This window comes from Chloracidobacterium sp. N, from assembly GCF_018304765.1.
Classification (GTDB): domain Bacteria; phylum Acidobacteriota; class Blastocatellia; order Chloracidobacteriales; family Chloracidobacteriaceae; genus Chloracidobacterium; species Chloracidobacterium aggregatum.
Genome location: NZ_CP072642.1, coordinates 1,752,022 through 1,772,539 on the forward strand (window position 1 = coordinate 1,752,022; position 20,518 = coordinate 1,772,539).

The following is a 20,518-nucleotide window of genomic DNA, read 5'->3' on the forward strand; positions in this document are numbered from 1 at the left end:
TTCTCCATAAATTCAGTCAGAGAAATCTAGTCATTTCTGTAGCCCATTATGTTTCCGTCCTCGTCGAATATCGCCCCCAAGCCAAGTCCCATGGCTGCCAGAATCTCTTTTATTTCGTTGAGAGATTTGCGCCCAAAGTTCTTGGTTTTCAACATCTCCTGTTCGTTTTTCTGTACAAGCTCCCTTATAGTCCTTATGTCTGCGTTTTTTAGGCAATTGTATGATCTTACACTCAGTTCCAGTTCCTCTACAGAGCGATCCAGATTCTCATTCTGCACTGGTCGTCGCTCAGTTATCTTGACTGGCTCCATGTCAACTTCAGTTTCCTCGAAGTTTATGAAAATTGACATGTGATCCTTGACTAATTTTGCGGCCAGTCCGATTGAGTCAGCAGGCTTTATGCTTCCATTTGTCCAGACTTCAAGTATCAGCTTTTCATAATCTGTGTCTTGCCCAAGACGTGCTGACTCAACATTGCAACGAACACGTTTGATTGGTGAATGAACTGAATCGATTGGTATATATCCGATAGCAAGGTCTTCATCAAAATTCCTATCCGCAGATACATATCCACGCCCCATCTTCAAACGCATCTCGATATTGAGCGATCCACCTTCACTGACAGTAGCTATGTAAGCATCGCTCTCTAAGACTTCTACCCCTTCCTCTACTTCTATGTCACGAGAATATACTTCACCGGGCTGGTCACATTTCAGACGCAATGTTGAAACCAGCTTCCCGGAAGTTATCTTGAATGGTATCCTTTTGAGATTGAGAATTATGTCTGTTGCATCTTCAACAACGCCGGGTATCGAAGAGAACTCGTGCAGCACGCCCTCAATTCTGACGGCCGTAATAGCAGCCCCCTCCATCGAAGAATAAAGGGCACGCCGGATGCTGTTGCCAACAGTTGTTCCAAAGCCTCTCTCGAATGGCTGTGCATAAAAACAGCCATAAGTCTCTGTGAGGGTTTCAAGATTACAATCCAGTTTTTTTGGTCGCTGAAAGGGCGTCAACATAATTTCTCACACCGTCTTGCAAATCGTTGGAAGTGGTTACTTGGAGTACAGCTCCACTATCATCTGTTCGTTGACTTGGTGCGTAATGTCCTCACGTCGTGGAAGTGCAACAATGCGCCCGGACAAAACCTGTCTGTCTCCAACCTCTATCCAGTCTGGACGTCCTCTGCCGACCGCAGTCTCAAAGGATTGAAGTATGTGCGGGTTGGATGCACTTTCTCTCTTTATTGAGACAATATCTCCCACTTTTACCTGAAATGAAGGTATGTCTATCTTTCTTCCATTTACCAAGACATGTCCGTGATTAACCAACTGCCTTGCATGAGCTCTGGAGGTAGCAAAACCAATTCTGTAAACAACATTGTCTAAGCGTCGTTCTAGCAGGATTAACAGATTTTCTCCTATGATCCCACGTTGACGGGATGCTTTTTCAAAGTAATTCCTGAACTGGCCCTCCAGCATTCCATATATTCTTTTTACTTTTTGTTTTTCTCTTAACTGTTCACCGTATCCAGTCAACTTTCCACGCTTTGAGTCTTTGCCATGTTGCCCTGGAGGGTATGTACCTTTCTTCTCTATTGCACAAGAAGGTTTGTAACATCGATTTCCCTTGAGAAAAAGTTTTACCCCTTCACGACGACAAAGCCGACAAACAGCGTCACGATATCTTGCCACGTTTCTTCCGCCTCCTTAGCTCTTGAAAAGACAACTCACACACGACGGCGTTTGCGAGGGCGACATCCGTTGTGTGGGATTGGGGTTACATCGCGGATAAGCTGAACTTCTATGCCATTTGCCTGTATTGCTCTTATCGCCGATTCACGACCAGAGCCGGGCCCGCTGATTCTGACTTCGCAGGACTGCATACCTGACTCCTTGGCAATTGACGCAGCCTTGGCAGCAGCTTGCTGCGCAGCAAAAGGGGTTCCCTTTCTGGAACCTTTGAAGCCGAGTGCCCCGGAGCTGCTAGCAGCCAGAAGATTACCGCTCAAGTCAGTTATACTGACTATCGTGTTGTTGAATGAAGCTTGAATGTGGACTATACCTCTTGGGATATTCTTCTTTTCCTTTTTTTTGTAATTTTTCTTTTTCAGTCCACTCTTGGTAGTGTTGACCTTCTTTGGCATACTCTTAGACTCTCTCCAATCCTCAAGTCAATGAAGTTACTTCTTACCAGGCGCCTTCTTCTTAGCTATCGTTGCCCGGCGAGGACCTTTGCGGGTCCGCGCATTTGTATGCGTCCTCTGACCTCGAACTGGAAGACTTTTTCTGTGCCGTAAACCTCTGTAGGACTGAATTTCCATAAGGCGCTTGATGTCCAGTTGAATTTGCTTTCTCAGGTCTCCCTCTACAACAACAGAGTTGTCTATGACGGCTCTAATACGCCCCAACTCATCCTCAGATAGGTTACTCATTTTGGTATTGGGATCGACATTCGCCTTGTCTAGTATCTTAGTAGATAAAGACCGTCCTATACCATATATGTAGGTCAAGGCTATAAGTACTTTTTTATTTTCTGGAAGATCAATGCCAGCAATACGCGCCATGTTACTATCTCCTGGTTTTCTATTCTGTCAGCCCTGCTTCTGTTTATGTTTGGGATTGACACAAATTACCCGAACGGTCCCAAACCTGATAATTACTTTACAGGATTTACAAATCTTTTTTACTGAAGCTCTTACTTTCATAAACAATTTGCTCCTATTTCATTTATACCGGTAAACAATTCGTCCCCTTGTCAGATCATAGGGGGAAAGCTCAACTAGAACTTTGTCACCGGGTAGTATTTTTATGAAGTTTTTTCGCATCTTACCAGAAATACGCGCAAGCACTACATGCTTATTTTCAAGCTCAACCTTGAAGGTTGCATTTGGTAGTGCTTCTATGACAAATGCCGAAGCTTCAATTGAATCTTCTTTAGGCACAACCTTTACCCTTACCTGAAACAAGAAGACTTGAGGTGATAACCTTTTGCCCCTCTCAGAGCGCCGTGAGAATCAACGGACCATTGGGTGTGATAGCAACAGTATGCTCAAAGTGGGCCGAAGGTTTGCCGTCATTTGTTACCACTGTCCAGCCATCACTTTCAATCTTCACACCAGCAGAGCCCATGTTAACCATGGGCTCTATAGCCAAAACCCACCCGCTTCTCAAACGAGGGCCTGTATTCGGACGATGCCCACAGTTAGGAACCTGTGGGTCTTCATGCATCTTACGCCCAACTCCATGACCACAGAACTCTTTCACCAAGCTATACCCATACGATTCAGTGTATGACTGTATTGCATAAGTAATATCGTATAGGCGGTTTCCTTCCACCATCTGTGATATTCCATAGTAAAGTGAACGATTAGTGATACTTATCAGCTTTTGAAGCTGTTCTGAAACCTCCCCAACAGGAATTGTAATTGCAGCATCAGCTACATATCCATCAAATACAACCCCCGCATCTATGCTTACAATATCTCCATTCTTTATCAGCTTTTGACCCGGAATACCGTGAACAACTTGTTCGTTCACAGAAACACATATACTTGATGGATATCCTCTATAACCTTTGAACGGCGAGTAAAGTTTTTTACGGACCAACCAGCCTTCTGCAATTTCATTCAACCTGGCTGTCGTTATACCAGGAACAGCAGTTTCCTTCAGCAAAGCCAAAAGCTCTGCCAGATACTTTCCGGCAGAATGCATTCTCTCTATTTGCTGACGTGTTTTAGTTGTAATCATAGCACCTTGGATAAATGGCAGGTCAGCTCATCATAAACTTCATCCAGTGATCTATTCCCATCTACTGACACTAGCAGGTGCTTGGCTTTATAGTAATCCAAGACAGGAAGCGTTTGGAGCGTGTACTCTCTCAATCGCTCTCTGACAACGAGCTCATTATCGTCAGACCTGTAAGCAAAATCAGCACTTCCACACTGATCACAGATTTTCTCGTTTCGCGGTCTAAGGAAATACTTATTGTATATTGCTCCACATCCTCTACAAGAAAAACGACCAGTTACTCTCTTCAAAAGAACATCTTCAGGAACTGCAATTTCCACCACCAGCAACTTGTAGTTTTTGACCTGCAAAAGGCTTTCTAAAAAAATGACCTGATCGATATTTCGCGGATAGCCATCTAATATAAAACCCTTTTTACAATCTGGCTCAGACAGCCTGGAAGTAACCAAGTCAGCCAATATACTATCAGGAACGAGGCCACCCGTTTCCATAATAGCCCTAATCTCTTCTGAATTCCGGCTGCTTCCTGATGCCACTTGGCGAAGAATATCTCCCGTTGATATCTTGGGTATTCCTAAAAATGCGCTGAGCTTGCTGGATTGAGTACCTTTACCCGACCCAGGTGGACCGATCATAACTATCGCAACAGGAACACTACTGTCCATCCGTAACCTCCTGTTGCATACGACGCCCTCTGACTTTGACCCCTCCTCCAGTTAGATCATACTTCTTGGCCAACAAACGAGCCTCCACCTGTTGCGCCGTGTCCATAGAGACACTTACAGCAATCAATAAGGATGTACCACCAAAATAGAATGCATAGCCAAAGCCCTTAACAATCCAAGAAAGGGCAGAGTTGGAGGAAAGAGCTGCATAAAGCCATTCACCAAATAGGGGAAACTCACCAACATCCAGTCCGCTTGCAATAAACTGAGGGATAAAACAGACCATTGAAAGGTATAACGCCCCAACCAAGGTAAGTCTCGTTACAATCGTGTCCAAGTACTCAGCAGTTGATTTACCAGGTCTTACGCCTGGGATGTAACTACCGTATTTTCTAAGGTTGTTTGAGACTTCTTGAACATCGAAAATTACAGACACATAAAAAAATGAGAAAAATATTATTCCTACCGTAAACACCAACTCATACAATGGATGGCTGGGACGGAGGTATTTTGTCATGATTTCGGCTAATGATCCATCTGCACTTGCAAACTGAGCTATTGTTATTGGAAAAGCAAGAAGAGACGAGGCGAATATGACAGGTATCACACCTGACATATTTATCTTCAATGGCAGATAAGACTTGGACTCAGAAAGCTCATTTTTCCGTTTTGCATATTCAATGAGTATAGGGCGATACGCCTTCTCGACGAACACTATCACTGCCACAAGCCCGAGTAGCAATGCGAGTAGCAGAACTGTCTCGAGCGCCGAAATGGGATCAGATCCTATGTTGCCAAAAAACTGAACAAGCATAGAAGGGAACCTGACTATAATACCAGCAAATATCAGAAGGCTGATACCATTCCCAATGCCTCGCTCTGTAATTTGCTCACCAAACCACATGACTATTGCCGTGCCAGTGGTCAGAGTGATCACTGAAACAGGAACAAACAAACTTGACGATATACTGACAAGACCAGGCTGAGACCGTATCCAAAGGGTTATGGCTACGGACTGAAATACAGACAGGCATATAGTCAAGTACCTTGTGTATTGATTGATTTTACGCCGCCCTACTTCTCCTTCTTCCTGAAGTCGCTTCAGAGACGGGATAACGACTGTGAGTAGCTGTACAACGATCGAGGAGGTGATATATGGCGTGATACCCAGCGCAAATATAGATATTACCTTTAGATTCCCACCCGAAAACAAATCCAAAACGCCAACTAGGGAGCCCTGTAAGCTCTGCCATAGTATTTTCAGCTTTTCCTGATCTATTCCTGGGACACGGATGTGACTGCCTATTCTATACAACAAAAGCATCAAAAGAGTAAAAATCAATCTACTCCTTACGTCCTTTGATTGCAGAATAGCTGCTATTTTCTGCCTTATATCCTCTATTCTTAGCATTTCAGAAGCCTACTGACTTTCGTAGCTTTGTCGAGAGAGTCAAGTTTTCTTCAATTACAACCTTCTTGCCTGCTGGTATCTCGCCAATTATCTTGAATCTCTGTGAAGACAACTTAATAAGTCCTTTTTCTACTAAAGATTTGGTAGATATTTGCTCATCTGAAGTGTAATGCTGGATGAGCTTACCAATGTCCAATGTGTGAAATTTGCTCTTTTTTTCTGTTGGACGGGTAAAACCTCGCTTTGGCAGTCTACGGTGCAAGGGCATTTGCCCACCTTCAAATCCACGCTTTGAAGCAAAGCCTGAACGAGACTTCTGACCCTTAACTCCTCGTCCCGAAGTTTTGCCAGTTCCAGAAGCCGGGCCGCGCCCTATCCTTTTCTTCGCCTTTCTGTCAGGACAGACAAGACTTTTCAAAGACAACATCTCAATCCCTCTCACTTTATAAGTCTGCTAAGTTCTTTCCCCTCATCAAAGCCACCTGCTCCTTCGAACGAACAGCAGCGAGGCCGGCAAAAGTAGCTTGTACTATATTGGCTGGATTGTTAGATCCAAGAACCTTGGTGACAGCATCTCGAACGCCAAGAACTTGTAGGACAGACCTTACAGTCGCACCAGCAATTACCCCTTTTCCTTCTTTGGCTGGCTTGATGAGCACCTTACCAGCACCAAACCTGCCAATTACACCATGAGGTAGAGTTCCACCATCCAAGTTTACCTTTATCAGATTTTTCTTCGCTGACTCTATGCCTTTCCTGATAGCTACAGGAACCTCTGATGCCTTTCCCCGCCCAAAGCCCGCAACTCCGTTTCCGTTACCTACAACAACAAGAGCACTGAAGCTCATGTTTTTTCCACCCTTTACAACTTTTGTAACCCGCTTGATGGATATAACCGAGTCCTTGAGTTCAGTTTCACCCAACTCAAATGAAATTTTATTTCTCATGAGATTACCCTAAAAAATTAGTCCTTCTCGTCGAGCTGATTCAGCCAACTGCTTAACTCTGCCATGATATTTGTAACCATTTCTGTCGAAAAAAACTTTGGTTACACCTTTTTCTTTTGCTTTTTCAGCAATCTGCCTGCCAACTTGATCAGCTATGTACACCTTCCGGGTCATTCCAGCATCAGCGCGCGTTCCCTCTTGGAGATTCAATGAACTCGCTGCACAAAGGGTGATGCCTTTTATGTCATCTATAATCTGCGCATAAATATGCTTTGCACTTCGGTGTACGCACAAGCGAAGTCGAGAAGGTAACAGGTTTTTTCTTGTTCTCTTGTGATTCATACTTACTGTCCCCATAGTTCTATTTTTTGCCACCCTTGGCACCTGATTTTCCAGGCTTCAGAAGCATTGGCCTGCCGGCATAGCGAATACCTTTACCCTTGTACGCATCAGGAACCCTGAGATTTACCAAGTTGGCAGCAACTTGTCCAACTTTTTCCTTGTCAGACCCTCTAATAGTTAGTGTTGTTTGATATTGTTGTATCTGTTTTTGCACTTTTTCAATCGTACAGTCTATGCCATCTGGGAGTAAATACTCTACGGGATGTGAGTATCCCAAGCTGAAGATGAGCTTGCCATCTTTCTTTTCAACTTTATAACCAACGCCAACCAAGTCCAGATCAATTGAGAAATTGGACTTGAATCCATTAACAGTGTTGTTGATTAGAGTCCTCAACAATCCTTGATACTGATGGCTCGACTTGTTTGTAGGTATAACACTAAGGTATCCATCTGAAATATCTATCTTTAATCCCTCGTTGATTTTTAATTCAACGAAAGTATTATCTTTGCCAATAATAAGCGTATTATTGGCGACCTTTACCGAGAGGTCAGAAACTTGAATCGGGCGATTACCTATTCTTGACATGGTTTTTCACAGTGACTTCGTGCAGCAGTCAGTAGACCAGACAGAGAACCTCTCCTCCAACGCGTTTCTGGTAGGCTTCCTTACCAGTCAGTATTCCACAGGAGGTGCTCAGTATGCAGGTACCAAGTCCATTCAGCGGACGGGGTATTTTTTTTACGTTGACATAAACTCTTCTTCCAGGGCGAGACACCCTGGAAAGGTGATGAATTGCCGGCTCAGAAGATTGAGCATATCTTATGTAGATGCGTATTGTCCGCTTACAGCCGTCACCTGTAACTTTGTAATTATTGATATAGCCCTCTTCTCTCAAAAGTCTGACAATCTCCGCCTTCATTTTGGAGTAGCCAACGTCAACTTTCGAGTGACCTGCTTGGATGGCGTTTCGGATTCTGGTTAAGAGATCACTTATCGGATCGGTCATACTCCCCTCCCCAAGTCTAAGACCAAAGCATATCTGCTATTTTCTAAAAGGCATCCCAAGGCATGCGAGAAGCTCTTTTGCTTCTGTATCTGTTTTGGCTGAAGTAACAAATGTTATATTCATACCCCTAAGCTTCTCAACTTTAGCAATATCTATTTCAGGAAAAACAATTTGCTCCCTTATCCCAAGAGTATAATTTCCTCGTCCATCAAAGGATTTCGTGGATACTCCCCTGAAGTCACGAACGCGAGGTAGAGCTATGTTGACCAGTCGTTCAAAAAATTCATACATCCTTTTCCCACGCAAAGTAACCATCACACCTACGGGATCATTTTCACGGAGCTTAAATGATGCTATTGACAACTTTGCACGGGTTACCACTGGTCTCTGACCAGTGATAAGAGAAAGTTCCTGTAAACCTGTCTCAAGAACCTTCATGTTCTTCGAGAGAACATATTCCTTACCAAGGCCCATGTTTATGACGATTTTTTCAAGCCTCGGTACAGACATAACATTTTTGTAACCAAATGTTTTGCACATCTGGTCTATCAGAACTTCTCTACTGGTTAACATATCCAAAATCCATAACTGAGTTATGCTGCTATTGCTTTCTGACCTTTGAAAAAGAAATCCAAGCTTCTTTTTCCACTATCCCTCCATCCTCTTGGGATGAGGCGTTCCTCTTAACATGCTTTTTGCTTACACAGGCCCCTTCCACCAGAAGCCGCAAACTATAGCGATCTACTTTTTTCACCAGACCAGTCTTACGCTTGTCCTTACCCGAGATCAAAATCACAGTATCCCCAACTCTCAGATTCTTCATCAGCTTCTTGCTTTTCATATCACCTCTGGTGCCAGTGAAATTATCTTCATAAACTTTCTATCCCGTAATTCTCGGGCAATTGGACCAGACACACGGGTTCCCACAGGGTCCCATCCCTCACTTCCTTTTTTTACCAAGACGGCTGCATTCTGATCAAAGCGGACGTAACTGCCATCCTTTCTTCGTACCTCTTTGCGTGTCCTTACAATAACCGCCTTTACAACCTGTCCCTTCTTCACAGCACCATCAGAGGCTGCTTCCTTGACATTTGCAGTAATAATATCACCAAGAGATGCCTTTCTTCCGACTGAACCACCAAGCGGCAAGATACATGATATCTTTTTGGCCCCTGAATTGTCAGCAACATCAAGCATAGTGCGCATCTGTATCATAGAAACACCTCCGTGACTTGTAGAATGACACTACGGAATTCTCTGTATCAGCTCTTTTACAATCCAGCGTTTTCTTGCAGACAGCGGACGGGACTCAATAATCTTTACTTTGTCACCAACTCTACAGGAAAGTTCATCATGGGCCAGAAATTTTGATCGGCGACGAACAAACTTTTTGTAGATTGGATGCATCACCAAACGCTCTACCTTTACTGTAACAGTTTTCTTATTCTTCGTGCTGACCACAAATCCTATCTTTTCTACCTTTTTACTTTTCATTATCATACTTCTGCTCTCTTTTCATTTATTATCGTTTTAATTCTAGCTATACCTTTCCTGACAGTAGAAATTTTATTAGCCGCTTCGCGAATACCCAAGTTTTTCTTTATAGATAACTTTGCCAGCTCCAGCTTCATCTCTTTTTCCAACTCAACTAGTTCTTGCACAGACTTTGAGCGAATTTCACTAAGTGTCATCACAGTATTGCTCCGTTTTCAGATTCTCGGTGAACGAACTTGACCTTTATTGGTAGTTTTTGAGCAGCCAGATACATTGCATCACGAGCCAAGTCCTCACTTACCCCTTCGACTTCAAAGAGTATTCTTCCTGGCTTAACCACAGCCACCCAACCCTCAGGAGCGCCCTTCCCTTTACCCATTCGGGTTTCGGCTGGCTTCTTTGTAATGGGTTTGTCCGGGAAAATCCTGATCCATATTTTGCCGCCCCTCTTGAGGGAACGTGATATGGCTATTCTGGCGGCCTCTATTTGACGACTGGTTATCCAAGCCGCTTCCAATGCTTTCAGACCAAATTGTCCGAAGCTGATGGTAGCACCAGACGTGGCCAGTCCTGAACGACGCCCTCTTTGCTGTTTTCTGTACTTTGTCTTTTTTGGAGATTTATATTCGGCCATACTTCCCGTCTCATTTCACAGAGTTGCTAGCACCCCTCCAAGAGTCACCCTGATTGAGGCTACGCCTTGTAGAATATATTTCACCTTTGTATATCCAAACTTTTATTCCAATGACCCCATACGTGGTATGTGCCTCAGCAAACCCATAGTCAATATCGGCCCTTAGTGTATGGAGCGGCATTCTGCCCTCAAGATACTGCTCACTTCTTGCAATTTCTGCTCCATTGAGTCGGCCGGACACTATTACCCTGACCCCTTGCGCACCAAAGCGGCGTGAACTTTCAGTTACCTTCCGCATTGCCCTCCTGAAGGCAATGCGCTTTTCTATCTGTGAGGCAATCTGTTCCGCCTGCAACTGAGCGTTCAGTTCAGGTTTTTGTATTTCCTGTATGTATATGTTTACATCACGACCTGTTTTTTGCTGTATTTCAAGTTTTAGCTTATCTATTTCAGCCCCCTTCCTGCCAATGATAACGCCAGGGCGTGAAGTATGGACAACGATCTTCAGCTTATTGACAGCCCGTTCTATATCAATGGAAGCGACTCCTGCGCCTGTAAAACGTTGTTTCAGGTCCTTGCGCAGGAAGAAATCTTCTGCGACGAGCTTTGCAAATTCAGCATCCTTACTTGAATACCAAGTTGACCGCCAATTACGTACAACTCCCAGTCGGAAACCATAGGGATGAACTTTTTGTCCCATTGTCTTCACCTATTTTTCATTACTGTCAGAAAGGACAAACTTTACAGTGAAGAGTCGACGCTGTTCTCTATAGGCCCTTCCCATCGGGGCGGGACGAACACGACGTCTGTGCTTTGTTAAACCCGTGTTTATGTAACACTCTGTAATGAACAACTGCTCTATGTTCAGCTTTGAGTTCTTTTTTTCAGACAAGTGCTCAGCGTTGGAAATGGCCGACCACAAGACTTTTTTCAGAACAGAAGCTACTCTTTTTTTACTCAGGGTCAACAGTGCGAGTGCTTCGGTGACATTACGCCCTCGGACTTGATCAATGATCAATCTGGCTTTTTGAGGAGACCCCTTTGTAGAACGAAGAACCGCAGTGGAGCGCATTGTTCAACCTCATTTTACGTATTATGACTATCTACGCTTAGCCGATTTTTCATTCTTGTCACCGGCGTGTCCTTTAAATGTACGTGTCGGCGCAAATTCACCTAGTTTATGACCCACCATGTTTTCGGATATAAACACAGGGATAAACTTTTTTCCGTTATGTACCGCAAAGGTGTGCCCAACCATGTCTGGTATTATTGTTGATCTTCTTGACCAAGTTTTGATGACACGTCGTTCGTTTGTTTCTTTCAGGTGCTGAAGAACGTCGTGTATGGAGTTATCCAAAAACGGTCCCTTTTTTATTGATCGAGGCATACGCTCCTCCCCAAGTCCCTCTATTTCCTACGGCGGACTATATATTTCTCTGTTTGCTTGTTGTGCCGGGTCTTGTAACCACGAGTTGGTATTCCCCACGGGGTGACCGGGTGTCTTCCGCCTGAGGTTCTTCCCTCCCCCCCTCCATGTGGGTGATCTACTGGATTCATAGCAACTCCACGAACTTCCGGGCGAAGCCCTCTCCAACGCGCCCGGCCAGCTTTCCCAAGGGATATGTTTTCGTGATCCGTGTTTCCCACCTGTCCCACAGTCGCATAACAGATAATAGGGATTTTTCTCACTTCACCAGATGGCATCCGCACCTGTGCCATCTTACTATCTTTCGCAATAAGCTGTGCTTTTACACCGGCTGCTCTCGCCAGTTGTCCACCTTTTCCCGGCTTCAGTTCAATGTTATGCAAATCTGTTCCGAGCGGTATTTTGTATATTGGTAAAGCATTACCAGGAATAATGTCCGCATCAGGACCGGATACCACAGCTTGGCCCACTGCCAAGCCGTTCGGTGCAATTATGTAACGTTTCTCGCCATCAACATAGTGTATCAGTGCAATTCTTGACGATCGGTTTGGATCGTACTCAATCCTTGCCACCTTACCAGGTATTCCAACCTTATCACGTTTAAAGTCTATGATTCTGTAAAGACGCTTGTGTCCACCACCACGATGGCGGGTCGTAACCCTACCGTCACTGTTTCTCCCTGAGATCTTCCTCTTTTTCTCTGTTAGGGACTTAACCGGGCGTTCCCGCGACAGATCAGTATCAACAATGAAAGTCTGAAAGCGTCTTGCAGGCGATGTGGGCTTTACACTCTTAACTGGCATATCAATTCCCCAACGTATTTACAAAGAATTCAGATAGTCTTCTATATTATACCCAGGTGCCAAGGTGACATAGGCTTTCTTCCAATCACTCTTCTTGCCAACGTAGCGCCCCCGACGCACAGTCTTTCCTTTGCAGTTTGCCGTGTTCACAGACCTGACTTTTACATTGAAGAGTTTTTCCACTGCGTTCTTGATGTCTGCCTTCTTTGATCTTCTGTCAACTCGAAAGGCAACCAATTGGCCTGCATTGGGTGACGAGTCTCTTAGATTAAGAGCTTTTTCACTCACTAGTGGCGATTTTATGACTTCATAAAATTTCATTCTTACCTCACCGTTGTCATTCAGGCAGTATGCGTGAGACACACTCAGTCAAAACGCCAAGAGCCCGCTGACTAATCAGTATTTTTTCATGAAGAAGTAAATCATATATATTGACACCAAGTGAGTCTAAAAGCTTTGTACCCTGAAGGTTCCTTGTAGCAAGCACCAAGTTTTTATTTTCTGTCGAGTCCAGGATCAAAACCTTATGGTTTACGAGCCCCAGTGCTTGTAACTTGGACCTGAAAAGCTTTGTCTTATGACTTGATAACGTGAGGTCATCAACAACAACTACAGCTCCCTCACGGAGTCGCTCGGCAAAAGCGACGGCGATTGCTTTCCAGCGTTTCTTCCTTGGGAGACTGTATGACCAATCCCGAGGCTGCGGGCCGTGAACGTTTCCCCCACCTTTCCACAGAGGCGAGCGGAGGCTTGAGATGCGCGCGCGTCCGGTTCCCTTCTGCTTCCACAATTTCTTTCCTGAACCAGAGACATCACCTCTTGTTTTGGTAGCAACTGTTCCTCTACGCCCTCTGGCGCGATACTCATGAACAGCTTCCCATATCAATGTGCTATTCAGCTCCTGCTCAGAAAGAAGGCTGCTTATCTCCAGATCGAGAAGGGGCTTGTTATCCAGGTTACACACTTTTACGGTTGGCATCTCAGAACCTCTGTCGCGGAGTCAATCTAGGAAGAAGCTTTCTTAATGACGAGATACGTTCCGTTGGCACCAGGAACAGCGCCTCGAACAAGTATGACTCCCGCGTTTTCGTCAACCTTCACAATCCTCAGATTTTTTACTGTGCAGTTTTTGTTTCCCATGTGCCCAGCCATTCGACTTCCCTTAAAAACCCGCGAGGGAAAAGCTGAAGCACCAATTGAACCAGGTGCACGATGAAACATCGAACCGTGTGTGGCACGCCCACCACCAAAGCCATGGCGCTTGACAAACCCGGCAAACCCCCGTCCCTTTGACTTCCCGGTAATGGTGACCAACTCATTTGAGCTGAATATATTTGCCAGAACCAGTGAACCTATTGGAAAATCTGCTGCGCTTTCCACCCGGAATTCTTTGAGAAGCCGGGTTGGTGGTGTCCCTTTAGCTGTTTTTTCAAAGTGTCCACGAAGCGGCTTTGTAACTTTCTTGGGTCCCTTTGCTTCAACCAGTCCAACTTGGATGGCATCATAACCATCTTTGGCTTTCGTTTTGTGCTGAGTTACAACACAGGGCCCAGCTTTTATAACTGTCACGGGAACCAGGAGACCATTCTCCTGAAAAATCTGCGTCATGCCGACTTTTACGCCCAAGATGCCACTCATTGTACGGTCCTACTTTGAAAGAGACTATCTTTTTTCCTTGAAAAAGGTTTTTATCTGGACATCAACCCCAGCCGGTAAATCCAGCTTCATGAGTGCATCTACTGTCTGGGGAGTGGACATCAAAATGTCAACCAGTCGTTTGTGGGTACGAATTTCAAACTGTTCCCGTGACTTCTTATCTACATGAGGTGAGCGAAGCACCGTAAAACGGCTTTTTGCTGTAGGCAGTGGGATCGGGCCAGCCACACGCGAACCCGTCCGGCGGGCAGTTTCGACAATTTCCATTGCCGACTGGTCGAGGATTCGGTGGTCGTAGGCTTCCAGTCTGATACGTATCTTGTCGTTCATCTCATTTCTCCCTACCAAATAAGAGCCGGTTTATTCGATGATTTCGGAGATAGTGCCGGCGCCCACCGTCCGACCACCCTCCCGAATCGCAAACCGCAGCCCCTTCTCCATGGCAATCGGCGTAATCAACTCCACCGTCAGCGCCACATTGTCGCCCGGCATCACCATCTCCACGCCCTCCGGCAACTCCGCCACCCCCGTCACATCCGTCGTCCGAAAGTAAAACTGCGGCCGATACCCCTTGAAAAACGGTGTGTGCCGCCCGCCTTCCTCCTTCGTCAGCACATACACCTCCGCCTTGAACTTCGTGTGCGGCGTGATGCTCCCCGGCTTCGCAATCACCTGCCCCCGCTCTATCTCCCGCCGCTCCACACCCCGCAGCAGCAACCCCACGTTGTCCCCAGCCTGCCCCTGATCCAGCAGCTTCCGAAACATCTCCACCCCGGTCACCACCGTCTTCCGTGTCGCCCGTATCCCAACCACTTCCACCTCGTCCGACACCTTCACCACCCCTCGCTCCACGCGCCCCGTCGCCACCGTCCCGCGCCCCGATATCGAAAACACGTCCTCCACCGGCATCAAAAACGGCTTGTCAATGTCCCGCACCGGCGTCGGAATGTAGCTGTCCACCGCCGCCATCAACTCCTCAATCTTCGCCTCCCACTGCGGCTCCCCGTTCAACCCACCAAGCGCGCTCCCCCGAATGACCGGTATCTCGTCCCCCGGAAAGTCGTACTTCGACAGCAGCTCCCGCACCTCCAACTCCACCAAATCCAGCAACTCCGCGTCGTCCACCATGTCGCACTTGTTCATGAACACCACCATCGCCGGCACCCCCACCTGCCGCGCCAGCAAGATGTGCTCCCGCGTCTGCGGCATCGGCCCGTCCGTCGCCGCCACCACCAATATCGCCCCGTCCATCTGCGCCGCACCCGTGATCATGTTCTTGATGTAGTCCGCGTGCCCAGGACAGTCCACGTGCGCATAGTGCCGCGTCGCCGTCTCGTACTCCACGTGCGCCGTGTTGATCGTAATCCCCCGCGCCTTCTCCTCCGGCGCCGCGTCAATCTGATCGTAGCTCTTCTTCTGCACCTTCGGATTCCGCTTCGCCAGTACCGTCGTGATCGCCGCCGTCAACGTCGTCTTCCCGTGATCCACGTGCCCAATCGTCCCAATGTTGACGTGCGTCTTACTCCGGTCAAACTTCTCCTTTGACATAACCACTCCTCAAAAAACCAGATTTTCTTTTGGCGCTCAGTTTGCGGCTGCCCCTTTTGCCTTTGCAATAATCTCTTCAGCCACAGACTTTGGAGCTTCCTCATAGGACTTGAAATGCATGGTGTAGATGGCACGTCCCTGCGACATTGAGCGAAGGACGGTCGAGTAACCAAACATTTCCGAGAGCGGCACTGCCGCCGTGATAACACGTGACCCAGCCCGCTCGGAAAAACCTTCGATTCGTCCGCGACGCGAGCTTAGATCACCGGTAATCGCACCAAAGTATTCCTCTGGTGATTCAACCTCCACAGCCATTACCGGCTCCAACAAAACAGGCTTGGCTTTTTTCGCAGCTTCCTGGAAGGCAATTGAACCCGCAATCTTGAAAGCCATTTCGTTTGAGTCAACTTCGTGGTAGCTGCCGAACACCAGCTCCACTTTGACATCAACAACTTCATAGCCAGCAAGAATGCCCCGCTCCATGGCTTCCTTGATGCCGGACTCGACCGCTGGAATATACTCACGCGGTATTACGCCACCCACGATTTTGTTCTCAAAAACAAATCCGGCACCTGGATCGAGGGGATACAGCTTGATTTCAGCATGCCCGTACATCCCGCGACCACCAGTCTGCCGCACATATTTCCCAATACCTTCTGCCGGCACCCGGATGGTCTCACGGTAGGCAACCTGGGGGCGCCCAACATTAGCATCAACGTTGAACTCCCGCTTCAGGCGATCCACGATAATCTCAAGGTGCAACTCTCCCATCCCGGCAATAAGCGTCTGATTCGTTTCGGGGTCCGTTTTGACCCGGAAGGATGGGTCTTCCTGCGCCAACCGCCCAAGGGCCACACTCAGCTTGTCCTGATCCTGCCGCGTCTTCGGCTCGATGGCCACCTCGATGACCGGTGTGGGAAACTCCATTGACTCCAGAATAATAGGAGCTTTTTCATCGCAAATCGTGTCACCGGTAATCACATTTTTCAGCCCGGCCACGGCCACAATTTCACCGGCATAGGCTTCTTCCAGGTCTTCACGCTTGTTGGCATGCATCTGCATGACCCGCCCCACCCGTTCCTTGACTTCCTTGGTTGAATTGAGAACGTAGGAACCGGATGCCAAAACGCCGGAATAAATGCGACAGAATGCAAGCTGACCGATATGCTTATCGGAGAGAATCTTGAAGACCAAAGCCGAAAACGGCTCATCGTCCGCTGCCCGGCGGGTAGCTTCCTCACCCGTACGCGGAAGCACGCCCTTTACCGCTGGAATGTCAACCGGTGAAGGCAGGTAATAGACCACCGCATCGAGCAACTGTTGAACGCCTTTGTTCTTGAAAGCCGAGCCACACAGAACGGGAACGATATTCATCGCCACCGTTTCACGTCGCAACACGGCACGCAGCTCAGATTCAGATATGTCGGCCCCCTCCAGGTACTTCTCGGCAATCTGGTCGTCAACGTCGGCAATCAGCTCAATCATCCTGTCACGAGCAGCTTTTGCCTCATCCAGAAGCGTCCCGGTTGGCTGTGAGAAAAGCATTTTCTGGCCGTTACTTTCTTCATCCCAGCGCACGGACTGCATGGTGATCAGATCGATAACCCCTTCAAAAGCGTCTTCCGCTCCGATGGGGTGAAAAATGGGAACCGGACGGGCATTGAGGCGGGTCCGAATGGAATCCACACTCTTGTAGAAGTCCGCGCCCGCACGATCCATCTTGTTGATGAAGGCAATCCGGGGAACGCCGTACTTGTTTGCCTGCCGCCAGACAGTTTCAGACTGCGGCTGAACACCGGCGACGGCATCAAACACCGCCACCGCACCATCCAGAACACGCAGGGATCGCTCAACCTCAATTGTAAAATCCACGTGTCCGGGAGTATCAATGATGTTGATGCGATACTGCTCACCTTCGGCAGCGCCACCGAGCCGCCAGAAACAAGTTGTTGCGGCGGAAGTAATCGTGATCCCGCGCTCCTGTTCCTGGACCATGTAGTCCATGGTTGCCGCCCCTTCGTGGACTTCGCCCAGCTTGTGGTTACGGCCCGTGTAGTACAAAATTCGCTCGGTCGTCGTTGTCTTGCCGGCATCAATGTGCGCCATGATGCCAATGTTACGAAACTTGCTCAGCGGCGCCTTCCGTGGCATAAGGTCCTCACCATCCCAGAAAAACTACCAACGATAGTGCGCAAAGGCACGGTTCGCGTCCGCCATGCGGTGGACTTCATCACGCTTCTTGACCGCTGCCCCGCGCAAATTGGACGCATCGAGCAGCTCATTGGCCAACCGGTCAACCATGGCCTTCTCACCACGCTGGCGCGCATAGGTAATCAGCCAGCGAATCGCCAGGGCATTTCCGCGTCTCCGGTAGTCCACCTCAATCGGCACCTGGTATGTTGCCCCACCCACACGCCGCGAGCGCACCTCGACCCGGGGACGGACATTGTCCAGTGCCTTCTTGAAAACCTTGAGCGGGTCATCATCGGTCTTGGCACGGATGTTTTCCATGGCGCGGTAAAATATCTTTTCCGCCACGGAACGCTTCCCGTCCCACATCATGCAGTTGATAAACTTTGTCACAATCTCACTGTTATATATCGGGTCAGGAAGCACTTCCCTTCTTTCAGCGACTCGTCTGCGCGGCATAGCTCACCCACTCCATCTCAGTGCGAGAGAAACTTTCCCGTCTCTCTGGAGACCTCTCTTTGGCTATTTCTTCTTGACGGCAGCGCCTTTTGCCGGCGCGCCCTTGCCCGTGTCCTTGGGACGCTTCGCCCCGTACTTGGAGCGTCCCTGGCGGCGATTGGCAACGCCCACAGAATCCAGTGTCCCACGCACGACGTGGTAGCGCACACCGGGCAAATCTTTGACCCTTCCACCCCGAATCAACACAATCGAGTGTTCCTGGAGGTTGTGGCCAATACCAGGGATGTACGTCGTCACCTCGATGCCGTTGACCAACCGCACACGCGCCACCTTGCGCAGCGCCGAGTTGGGCTTCTTGGGTGTCTGCGTGTACACCCGGGTGCAGACGCCCCGCTTCTGCGGACATCCCTGCAGAGCAGGGCTGCTCGTCTTATATTTGACCTTCTCCCGTCCTTTCCGAACGAGTTGATTGATCGTTGGCACACCAACCTCCGAAAAAACCCAACGCTGAGCAGAAAATCGTCATTTCGCAGCGACTTGCCACTCCCAAACGGCTGGCCGTCACCTTGCGAGTGACCCAACGGTTTTCCGAGTGACGAAACGTCTATGCTAGATGTTTCCCGGAAGAGCTGTCAAGCCCCAATCTACTTGAGGACTTCGTGACGTCGAAAATTTTGGCTTCCAAACCATCCAGCGCCGTTGTCCGGTCGGCACGGCCTGCCCTTCGCGCCCCGGCAGGCACCGGGCAGACTGATGCTGCCCTGGTTCGCAGGCATTCCCAGACAGACATTCCCAGACAGAAAAGAGCACTTCGCAATAGTGAGACAACAAAACGGCGTATGATGTCAGTTTTAATGGAAGCAGAGCGTACTGAGTCAAGTGGCGTGACGGCTGAACCTTTGCACGAACGTGGTCAAGCGGCTTCGTGCAAAGTTTTTGGAACGGTGCGTTCTGCTTCTGTTTCGTCGTAACGACCTTTACCTGCTGCTCGTTTCTGCCTACGATTGGTCGCCGGTTCTTCAGTGTAACGGCCACAGTTAAGCCACTTACGCTACTTTTGTGTCCTGCGATGTTGCCTGCCGTCGAGGCTTTTGCGCTTACCAAGCGTTATGGCGCACACCTGGCGCTCGCGGAGGTCTCGCTGCGGGTCGAAGCCGGTGAGTTTCTGACCCTTCTCGGTCCTTCGGGATGTGGCAAGACGACCCTGCTGCGGCTGATTGCCGGACTGACAGCACCTGATGCCGGGCAGATTTATCTGGCTGGACAGGAAGTCACCCACCTGCCGGCATACCGCCGTCCCGTCCACACGGTGTTTCAGAGCTACGCCCTGTTCCCGCACCTGAATGCGTATGACAACATCGCGTTCGGACTTGCCCGCAAAGGCCATACACCGCCAGCCATCCGGCAGCGCGTCGAAGCCTTGCTGGCACTTGTCGGATTGGAAGGCATTGCCTATCGCTACCCCCATGAACTTTCCGGCGGTCAGCAACAACGTGTCGCTCTGGCGCGGGCACTGGCCTGTGAACCGCCGGTGCTCCTGCTCGATGAACCCCTGGCAGCCCTTGATCCACACCTGCGCCGCCACATGCAGCGCGAGCTGAAAGCCCTCCAGCACCAGCTTGGCACCACCTTCGTCCTGGTCACTCACGACCAGACGGAAGCCCTGATGCTCTCGGACCGGATTGCCGTCCTGCGTCGCGGACGAATCCTTCAAACCGGAACACCCCAGACGCTCCACGACGAACCCGAAACGGCCTTCGTTGCTTCGTTTATCGGCAACTGCAACCTGCTCCACGGACGCTTGCACAGCCTCCAGCCTCCAGAAGCTGGCGTCATCATTGGCGGTGCCATCGTCACCGCCCGGTGCCGCCACAGGGACGTAAAGCCCGGACAGCCCATCACCCTGGCTGTACGCCCGCAGTCGCTCCGGCTTGAACGGGCCAGTGCAGACCAACCCCTTCCGCCGGGTCAGCTCACCGGAGTTGTGACCGAACGGCTGTACATCGGGGCCGAAACCCACTGGACGGTCTGCCTTCCAGACGGCCAAACCCTCGTCGCCGCCCTTCGCCCGGAAACGCCTCCAACCTGGGAGGTGGGTTCAAAGGTTCACGTCAGATGGCAGACCTCCCAGGCCGTTGTCGTCAAGCCGGACGATGAAGCCAACGACGCATCCCCGGTGTAGTTCCC

33 protein-coding genes are annotated in these 20,518 nt (G+C 48.7%); 1 reads left to right on the forward strand and 32 read right to left on the reverse strand.

Annotated elements, in window-relative coordinates:
• Positions 1 to 26 precede the first annotated feature (26 nt).
• The 32 genes from J8C05_RS07210 to rpsL all read right to left on the reverse strand — a co-directional run bounded on the left by J8C05_RS07210 (position 27) and on the right by rpsL (position 18,814).
• Positions 27 to 1,022, reverse strand: a complete 996-nt coding sequence (locus tag J8C05_RS07210) for a DNA-directed RNA polymerase subunit alpha (RefSeq protein ID WP_246840762.1) — start codon at positions 1,020 to 1,022, stop codon at positions 27 to 29.
• A gap of 33 nt (positions 1,023 to 1,055) precedes the next feature.
• Positions 1,056 to 1,694 carry a 30S ribosomal protein S4 gene (gene rpsD / locus J8C05_RS07215; RefSeq protein WP_211421576.1) on the reverse strand — a complete coding sequence of 213 codons (639 nt, stop codon included), beginning with the start codon at positions 1,692 to 1,694 and terminating at the stop codon, positions 1,056 to 1,058.
• A gap of 35 nt (positions 1,695 to 1,729) precedes the next feature.
• The gene (rpsK, locus tag J8C05_RS07220) at positions 1,730 to 2,146 is read right to left on the reverse strand and encodes a 30S ribosomal protein S11 (RefSeq protein WP_211421577.1); all 417 of its coding nucleotides are present in this window, start codon (positions 2,144 to 2,146) and stop codon (positions 1,730 to 1,732) included.
• Between the two features lie 36 nt (positions 2,147 to 2,182).
• Entirely contained in the window at positions 2,183 to 2,566 is a 384-nt protein-coding gene (gene rpsM, locus J8C05_RS07225) for a 30S ribosomal protein S13 (RefSeq protein ID WP_058880767.1), read from the reverse strand.
• 27 nt (positions 2,567 to 2,593) lie between these two features.
• Positions 2,594 to 2,707 carry a 50S ribosomal protein L36 gene (rpmJ, locus tag J8C05_RS07230; protein ID WP_072234203.1) on the reverse strand — a complete coding sequence of 38 codons (114 nt, stop codon included), beginning with the start codon at positions 2,705 to 2,707 and terminating at the stop codon, positions 2,594 to 2,596.
• Positions 2,708 to 2,725: 18 nt separating this feature from the next.
• The gene (gene infA, locus J8C05_RS07235) at positions 2,726 to 2,944 is read right to left on the reverse strand and encodes a translation initiation factor IF-1 (RefSeq protein ID WP_072234226.1); all 219 of its coding nucleotides are present in this window, start codon (positions 2,942 to 2,944) and stop codon (positions 2,726 to 2,728) included.
• 55 nt (positions 2,945 to 2,999) lie between these two features.
• Positions 3,000 to 3,749: a type I methionyl aminopeptidase gene (gene map, locus J8C05_RS07240; protein WP_211421578.1), complete on the reverse strand. Its 750-nt coding sequence runs from the start codon at positions 3,747 to 3,749 to the stop codon at positions 3,000 to 3,002.
• Complete coding sequence (locus J8C05_RS07245; protein WP_211421579.1) at positions 3,746 to 4,414, reverse strand: adenylate kinase; 669 nt, start codon at positions 4,412 to 4,414, stop codon at positions 3,746 to 3,748. The genes map and J8C05_RS07245 overlap by 4 nt, the downstream gene beginning before the upstream one ends.
• Positions 4,404 to 5,825, reverse strand: a complete 1,422-nt coding sequence (gene secY, locus J8C05_RS07250) for a preprotein translocase subunit SecY (protein WP_211421580.1) — start codon at positions 5,823 to 5,825, stop codon at positions 4,404 to 4,406. The genes J8C05_RS07245 and secY overlap by 11 nt, the downstream gene beginning before the upstream one ends.
• Position 5,826: 1 nt before the next feature.
• Positions 5,827 to 6,252: a 50S ribosomal protein L15 gene (gene rplO, locus J8C05_RS07255; RefSeq protein WP_211421581.1), complete on the reverse strand. Its 426-nt coding sequence runs from the start codon at positions 6,250 to 6,252 to the stop codon at positions 5,827 to 5,829.
• 16 nt (positions 6,253 to 6,268) lie between these two features.
• Entirely contained in the window at positions 6,269 to 6,772 is a 504-nt protein-coding gene (gene rpsE, locus J8C05_RS07260) for a 30S ribosomal protein S5 (protein ID WP_211421582.1), read from the reverse strand.
• A 9-nt stretch (positions 6,773 to 6,781) separates the two neighbouring features.
• Positions 6,782 to 7,114: a 50S ribosomal protein L18 gene (rplR, locus tag J8C05_RS07265; RefSeq protein WP_246840675.1), complete on the reverse strand. Its 333-nt coding sequence runs from the start codon at positions 7,112 to 7,114 to the stop codon at positions 6,782 to 6,784.
• 19 nt (positions 7,115 to 7,133) lie between these two features.
• A complete protein-coding gene (rplF, locus tag J8C05_RS07270; protein WP_211421583.1) occupies positions 7,134 to 7,700 on the reverse strand; it encodes a 50S ribosomal protein L6 in 567 nt (188 codons plus the stop codon).
• A 28-nt stretch (positions 7,701 to 7,728) separates the two neighbouring features.
• A complete protein-coding gene (rpsH, locus tag J8C05_RS07275) occupies positions 7,729 to 8,121 on the reverse strand; it encodes a 30S ribosomal protein S8 (RefSeq protein ID WP_072234201.1) in 393 nt (130 codons plus the stop codon).
• Positions 8,122 to 8,157: 36 nt separating this feature from the next.
• Positions 8,158 to 8,694, reverse strand: a complete 537-nt coding sequence (gene rplE, locus J8C05_RS07280; RefSeq protein WP_211421584.1) for a 50S ribosomal protein L5 — start codon at positions 8,692 to 8,694, stop codon at positions 8,158 to 8,160.
• Positions 8,695 to 8,722: 28 nt separating this feature from the next.
• Positions 8,723 to 8,962 carry a 50S ribosomal protein L24 gene (gene rplX / locus J8C05_RS07285; protein WP_211421585.1) on the reverse strand — a complete coding sequence of 80 codons (240 nt, stop codon included), beginning with the start codon at positions 8,960 to 8,962 and terminating at the stop codon, positions 8,723 to 8,725.
• Positions 8,959 to 9,318, reverse strand: a complete 360-nt coding sequence (rplN, locus tag J8C05_RS07290; protein ID WP_459543822.1) for a 50S ribosomal protein L14 — start codon at positions 9,316 to 9,318, stop codon at positions 8,959 to 8,961. The genes rplX and rplN overlap by 4 nt, the downstream gene beginning before the upstream one ends.
• Positions 9,319 to 9,366: 48 nt before the next feature.
• A complete protein-coding gene (gene rpsQ, locus J8C05_RS07295) occupies positions 9,367 to 9,615 on the reverse strand; it encodes a 30S ribosomal protein S17 (RefSeq protein WP_343316622.1) in 249 nt (82 codons plus the stop codon).
• A 2-nt stretch (positions 9,616 to 9,617) separates the two neighbouring features.
• On the reverse strand, positions 9,618 to 9,812 hold the full coding sequence (gene rpmC, locus J8C05_RS07300; protein ID WP_211421587.1) for a 50S ribosomal protein L29: 195 nt from the start codon (positions 9,810 to 9,812) through the stop codon (positions 9,618 to 9,620).
• The gene (gene rplP, locus J8C05_RS07305; protein WP_058880755.1) at positions 9,812 to 10,249 is read right to left on the reverse strand and encodes a 50S ribosomal protein L16; all 438 of its coding nucleotides are present in this window, start codon (positions 10,247 to 10,249) and stop codon (positions 9,812 to 9,814) included. The genes rpmC and rplP overlap by 1 nt, the downstream gene beginning before the upstream one ends.
• Positions 10,250 to 10,259: 10 nt before the next feature.
• On the reverse strand, positions 10,260 to 10,949 hold the full coding sequence (gene rpsC, locus J8C05_RS07310; RefSeq protein ID WP_211421588.1) for a 30S ribosomal protein S3: 690 nt from the start codon (positions 10,947 to 10,949) through the stop codon (positions 10,260 to 10,262).
• 9 nt (positions 10,950 to 10,958) lie between these two features.
• On the reverse strand, positions 10,959 to 11,321 hold the full coding sequence (rplV, locus tag J8C05_RS07315) for a 50S ribosomal protein L22 (RefSeq protein ID WP_072234200.1): 363 nt from the start codon (positions 11,319 to 11,321) through the stop codon (positions 10,959 to 10,961).
• Between the two features lie 27 nt (positions 11,322 to 11,348).
• Positions 11,349 to 11,636, reverse strand: a complete 288-nt coding sequence (gene rpsS / locus J8C05_RS07320) for a 30S ribosomal protein S19 (protein WP_211421589.1) — start codon at positions 11,634 to 11,636, stop codon at positions 11,349 to 11,351.
• A gap of 20 nt (positions 11,637 to 11,656) precedes the next feature.
• Entirely contained in the window at positions 11,657 to 12,478 is an 822-nt protein-coding gene (gene rplB, locus J8C05_RS07325) for a 50S ribosomal protein L2 (protein ID WP_211421590.1), read from the reverse strand.
• A gap of 18 nt (positions 12,479 to 12,496) precedes the next feature.
• Complete coding sequence (gene rplW, locus J8C05_RS07330; RefSeq protein WP_211421591.1) at positions 12,497 to 12,799, reverse strand: 50S ribosomal protein L23; 303 nt, start codon at positions 12,797 to 12,799, stop codon at positions 12,497 to 12,499.
• A 16-nt stretch (positions 12,800 to 12,815) separates the two neighbouring features.
• Positions 12,816 to 13,457 (reverse strand): 50S ribosomal protein L4, encoded by a 642-nt coding sequence (gene rplD, locus J8C05_RS07335; protein WP_211421592.1) that lies wholly within the window; start codon positions 13,455 to 13,457, stop codon positions 12,816 to 12,818.
• Between the two features lie 26 nt (positions 13,458 to 13,483).
• Complete coding sequence (gene rplC, locus J8C05_RS07340) at positions 13,484 to 14,116, reverse strand: 50S ribosomal protein L3 (protein ID WP_211421593.1); 633 nt, start codon at positions 14,114 to 14,116, stop codon at positions 13,484 to 13,486.
• Positions 14,117 to 14,140: 24 nt separating this feature from the next.
• Positions 14,141 to 14,464: a 30S ribosomal protein S10 gene (rpsJ, locus tag J8C05_RS07345; RefSeq protein WP_058880750.1), complete on the reverse strand. Its 324-nt coding sequence runs from the start codon at positions 14,462 to 14,464 to the stop codon at positions 14,141 to 14,143.
• A gap of 30 nt (positions 14,465 to 14,494) precedes the next feature.
• Positions 14,495 to 15,682 carry an elongation factor Tu gene (tuf, locus tag J8C05_RS07350; RefSeq protein WP_211421594.1) on the reverse strand — a complete coding sequence of 396 codons (1,188 nt, stop codon included), beginning with the start codon at positions 15,680 to 15,682 and terminating at the stop codon, positions 14,495 to 14,497.
• 36 nt (positions 15,683 to 15,718) lie between these two features.
• Positions 15,719 to 17,833, reverse strand: a complete 2,115-nt coding sequence (gene fusA / locus J8C05_RS07355) for an elongation factor G (protein WP_211421595.1) — start codon at positions 17,831 to 17,833, stop codon at positions 15,719 to 15,721.
• A 24-nt stretch (positions 17,834 to 17,857) separates the two neighbouring features.
• Positions 17,858 to 18,331 (reverse strand): 30S ribosomal protein S7, encoded by a 474-nt coding sequence (gene rpsG / locus J8C05_RS07360; protein WP_058867254.1) that lies wholly within the window; start codon positions 18,329 to 18,331, stop codon positions 17,858 to 17,860.
• Between the two features lie 63 nt (positions 18,332 to 18,394).
• Positions 18,395 to 18,814 carry a 30S ribosomal protein S12 gene (gene rpsL / locus J8C05_RS07365; protein WP_058867253.1) on the reverse strand — a complete coding sequence of 140 codons (420 nt, stop codon included), beginning with the start codon at positions 18,812 to 18,814 and terminating at the stop codon, positions 18,395 to 18,397.
• Positions 18,815 to 19,400: 586 nt separating this feature from the next.
• On the opposite strand from rpsL, the gene J8C05_RS07370 reads away from it, so the two are divergent.
• Positions 19,401 to 20,513, forward strand: a complete 1,113-nt coding sequence (locus J8C05_RS07370; RefSeq protein WP_211421596.1) for an ABC transporter ATP-binding protein — start codon at positions 19,401 to 19,403, stop codon at positions 20,511 to 20,513.
• Positions 20,514 to 20,518: the final 5 nt, after the last annotated feature.